This window comes from Pectobacterium polonicum (genome assembly GCF_005497185.1).
GTDB classification, from domain to species: Bacteria; Pseudomonadota; Gammaproteobacteria; order Enterobacterales; family Enterobacteriaceae; genus Pectobacterium; species Pectobacterium polonicum.
On sequence record NZ_RJTN01000066.1, the window covers coordinates 1 to 487 of the forward strand.

1 pseudogene is annotated in these 487 nt (G+C 50.1%); it reads right to left on the reverse strand.

Annotated features, from left to right (window positions below):
* Positions 1–487, reverse strand: a pseudogene (locus tag EDI29_RS22650) (terminase); the annotation flags it as partial.

Here is a 487-nt window from a genome sequence, read left to right on the forward strand (position 1 = left end):
CGATGACACTGAAACCAGCATCACGCAGTTGAGCTAAATCACTCTGGCTGGCATTGTTTGATTTGCGGGATTCGCCTGAGGCGTCAGGGTAGATATAGATTTCGCGGTCTTTACGGTAATCGCCGTCGGCGTAGGTCCAGTAGCGCTCACGAATGAGGCGGATAATGTCCGGCGTGTCGTAAGCTCTGACAATTTCCGCAACAGCGCGCGGCTGATCATCACGTAGAACGTGAACAATTCCGGCCATTTTGCCAACGTTGAAGTCCATGCCGATAAACAGCGGTTCGCCAGGCTGTTCCTCTTCATCACAGTTATTAAGGGATCGATCAAACTGGTGATAAATGGTGCCGCTGGTCAGGTTAGTGAATTGCCCACGCAGATACGCTTTAATCAGTTCTGATGGGTAACTCTCCATTAGAGATGGAATGTAGTCAGGCGGCAAGTTGGCTTCATTATCAAACGTTGATGCCTGCACAAGACCGTACAG